Source organism: Clostridium sp. (assembly GCF_021443865.1).
Taxonomy (GTDB): domain Bacteria; phylum Bacillota; class Clostridia; order Clostridiales; family Clostridiaceae; genus Clostridium.
On sequence record NZ_JABUTB010000134.1, the window covers coordinates 3,582 to 7,815 of the forward strand.

5 protein-coding genes are annotated in these 4,234 nt (G+C 25.7%); all 5 read right to left on the reverse strand.

The features are described from left to right. Nucleotides 1-885: 885 nt before the first annotated feature. Complete coding sequence (locus HUJ77_RS14830; RefSeq protein ID WP_291709962.1) at nucleotides 886-1,086, reverse strand: DUF6290 family protein; 201 nt, start codon at nucleotides 1,084-1,086, stop codon at nucleotides 886-888. Between the two features lie 88 nt (nucleotides 1,087-1,174). Next, nucleotides 1,175-1,339, reverse strand: a complete 165-nt coding sequence (locus HUJ77_RS14835) for a hypothetical protein (protein WP_291709963.1) — start codon at nucleotides 1,337-1,339, stop codon at nucleotides 1,175-1,177. A 120-nt stretch (nucleotides 1,340-1,459) separates the two neighbouring features. After that, nucleotides 1,460-1,741 carry a helix-turn-helix domain-containing protein gene (locus HUJ77_RS14840; RefSeq protein ID WP_291709964.1) on the reverse strand — a complete coding sequence of 94 codons (282 nt, stop codon included), beginning with the start codon at nucleotides 1,739-1,741 and terminating at the stop codon, nucleotides 1,460-1,462. 367 nt (nucleotides 1,742-2,108) lie between these two features. After that, the gene (locus HUJ77_RS14845; protein ID WP_291709965.1) at nucleotides 2,109-3,197 is read right to left on the reverse strand and encodes a hypothetical protein; all 1,089 of its coding nucleotides are present in this window, start codon (nucleotides 3,195-3,197) and stop codon (nucleotides 2,109-2,111) included. A gap of 220 nt (nucleotides 3,198-3,417) precedes the next feature. Then, on the reverse strand, nucleotides 3,418-4,234 hold an 817-nt coding region (locus tag HUJ77_RS14850), incomplete at its 5' end, for an N-acetylmuramoyl-L-alanine amidase (RefSeq protein WP_291709966.1).

The following is a 4,234-nucleotide window of genomic DNA, read 5'->3' on the forward strand; positions in this document are numbered from 1 at the left end:
CATGCCGCATAATGAAGAGTCTTTTTTCCTATTGTCTACTTGACAGGGTCAAGTTTATATCTAGAGTTCTTAATGATAATTTCTATTTTATTTTATCTACACTAGTCTGAATCTATACTTCTTTTTCCTTTTTAGTAGCTCCTTTAAAAAACACTAAAATTAGTGCTACTCCTACTAACCATGCTGTCAGTATAATAAATAACATTTTATTCACCTCTATTTTTCAATGAAACTATTATTCCACAGAAAATAGATTTTATTCATATTCTGACTTTCTTTAATAGAAAAACACCTAATAAAAATACTAGGTGTTATCTATTATTTGTAGATTTTAATGACTTGCTAAATATAGGGGTGGATTATCTATATTTTAACAATCATAATTCCATTTTATTTTTTAATATACATATAGTCAACTATTATTATGCAAATTTTAACTATTGTTTACATATATAATTTGTTATGCCATTATAATATATAATAAAAAAAGAAAAACACTAGGCATTAACCTAGTGTTTTCCATGTACGAGACAAGCCATAAGCGGAGTTCTGTAATCTATAAATATTCTATTTTATCATATTTTAATGTATTTTTTATTAACTTAAATTTAGGTAAACTCAACACTCATAACAATCTTCTATAACTAAATATATTCTATTATCAGCTTGTACATTTTCTTTAACAAGGGAATTTTAAGGGAAAAGGGATAGTTTTAATGACATTCCCTTTTCCTTTTTACAAATATGATAATAAAATATACTAGCTATAATTATCACTAAATATTATAATTAATTTAGCTGGTACATTAATTAAGAAATGATTGGTGCTGCAATACCTCTATTTCTATTTTTATACTGGCTACTTTTATATCTAAAATCATATATTCACCTTCCTTGTTTTATAAAGCTATCTATTTCATTCATTGCTAATGATCTAAAGAACTCACTAGTTGAAACTCTTTTTAAACTACAATATTTCTTAATTAGAATTTTTTCTTTCTTATTAACTCTAAATTCAATCCTATCATCTAAAATTATTTCTTTCTTATTAAATAAAGAACTGATTAACTCTATTATCTTATTCACTCTACTCTCCCCCACTTCTTTTTTATATCAATTTCTAATACTTTTAAAAGACTTGTCCGTACATGTTAGGACTGTACGGACTACTATCCTACTCCTTATCGGCACCATTGGTTATATTAGGTAACGGACTTAACCCTTTCAGAACATCTTTTATATGTGCTCCAGGACTAGAGTATTTTAATAATACTTCATAAAGCTTTAAATCATCTTCTCTATTTTTATTAAAGTCTATTGTTATTCTTAATCTTTGCATTTCCTCACCACCTTCCATATGTTATATATGTATTAAAATGGTGACTAAAATATTCTTCTAAAACAAAAATACTTAAGAAAATTTTCCCTAAGTATTACACATCTAATTTTAAGTATTATATTATTTAATTACTTTAACCAAAGCCTTTGCTACATCTTTAAATGTTTCAATTTGTAGTGTTAAGTATTTTATTTTTTCTTCTAATTCTTTAATATAAATATCTCTTTCATCTTCTTTATTATCTATTCCTAACAGATTATTTATACTTGACTTCAAGATTCTCCACTCTCTACCAACCTTATTTCCTTTTATTTCTTTTGTTAATAATTTCTCCCTAACAGTTTGCTTACTAACTCCTAGCAATGCCGATGCTTCTTCAACTGAATACCATGATTTTTCCATAATATCACCTCAACTATATGATAGACATATAATATATGATAGATACATTTAAATAAAAAACACCTAGATTATTATAAGTGCTTTTTTATATTATTATTAATAATTACAATATTATTATTGCATATTTTTGTAAAAATTATATAATTATATTAAAAGGAGGTGTTGTAGTTGAAGAAAGCTTATGTAATATTATGCTATTTTCTTAATTATTTATTAACTTTATCATTATGTTTAATTGTTTGTAGGCTTCTTATTAACACTTTTTTTAATACATTATATTTAACATATTATTCAAATATTAATGCATTATTACTACTTATTAATGCTTCAATTAGTTTTATATTAGTGAAAAAATACTACACCCCTATTACTTATTCGATTTTTGATTAGTATAATCTGAAATATTTATCACATTCTCTATAATATCTGTATTTACTTCTAAATTATTACTACTTAAGGCTATACTATTATATAGCTCTAATTTTTGTTTTTCTAATTCTAATCTTTCTTTTTCAATGGCAATTTTTTTCAATTCTCTTTCTTGCACTTCATTCTTTAATTGAGATGTAGTTTTTCTCCAATCATTAATAAAGTTAAGGATTGATTTAAGTACCTCTGGACCATATTTACCACTGCATATAGTTGCAACAATACTAGCTAACGATCCTAATAGCGCTGGGGATGTTAAAAACTCTACAGCATTATCTATTATGAACTGAAAATCTCCAGGAGAGTTCAAATCTACCTTACCTGTTATTTTAAGGCTATTATCTTCAATTTTTAACACTTTAGATACTCCATATATAAACTCAGATAATATTAACGTGTCTATGTCTTTTTTGGTTTCAATTGGTATTACTAAATTTAATTTATTATTCCATACATATAATATAAAAATACTTCTTAATATAAAATCTGAATAATCATTAATTTTACTTAGACCATGATAAGATGCTAACACTCTATATAAGTTTGGATTTAGCCTTTCACCCTCAATAGTTTTTATAACTTTAATTTCTCTTCTTTTTTTATATGGACATAGTACTTGTGTTCCATAATCAATTCCTGAATCAATTCTATTTATTACTTCAATTTCTTTAAAATAATCCATATTTTCTTCTTCATAGTACTTTCCTACTTCTGCAAAAGTTATTTTTTCATTATTAGCACTAGGAATCATTACTATATCACCATCTTTAATTTCTTCTACAAATCTTCTACATTTATTATATATTTGTCCAGCCTGTTTTGTTTTATATTTTTCTAAAATATCACTTTTTAACTTTTTTTCATCATCTTTAGTTTTTGTTCTTTTCAAAATATTTGTATCAATTGTATTCCAACCTAATGCTATAAATGCTTTTGAAATATACTCATTATAAAAGAACCCTTTTTTAGTTCTTACAAGCCAAAAATTCCTTTTATTATCAACATCTGCTATATTTAGTATATTCAATTTAATTCCTCCTATTATCTTTATATTTCATCAAACATATGCTATAATAGAAGTATATTAAATGAAATATATTATTGTTTTGAACTCGTATAGATTGGTAGTCAGAATACGAGTTCTTTTTCTTTTTTACTCTTTTATTTTACACATTATTGGTAACTTTGTCCATATACAACTAAAAAAGGCTAGTAAGTAAGATTTCTCCTACCTACTAGCCTTAAAATTATAACTTTCCTATATACTTTAATACTTCTTTTACTGTTTCATATCTATTAGATCCTGCTATTATTTTCTTTGCGTATCCTGTCCATTTTACAGAAGGCTCTCCACCTACACAATATACATTTTCTATTTTAGAATAATCAAACTTCATATTTCCATCAAAGCAAGGACAATTTAAATAATCAGCTAAATACTCTGCTGCTCTTTTGTCTACTATATTTCCATACACAACTAAATTTTTCATATCGTATTTTCTCTCCTCTACTACATTATTTATCTTTTTATTACTAATAGCTTCTGCTATAACTTGTCCTATTTTATCTGGACCTAACTTCCTATATAATGCTACATCTTCTGTAGCTTCAACGAAGCAAGTTTCTACAATTATAGAAGCCATTTTAGTAGCTTTTAATTCATATAACTCTTTGCTTTCTTTTACTCCTCTATTCTTAAAACCTAATTCAGCTATAGCATTAACTATTCTAGTTCCAACTTCTTCATCTGATGTTATATTATCTCCTTTAGAGTAAACCCACACTTCTGTACCTAATGCTCCATCATAAGAATTAAAAGCTTTATTAAAGTGATCTGAAATAAATAAATCTGCTCCCCAATTATTAGCCTTAGAAACTCCAAACACTAAATCATTATCAGTATCCATATTACCTGGAGTAACATCTAATACTTCATGCCCTAGAAGGCTTAAATATTTAATAATGCTATCTTTTACTTTTCTATCTTCTATTGTTTCATCTATTAAAGCACTTGCTCCAGTAGATTGAAAGTTATGTCCTCCCCTTACTGCTATTTTCATATAA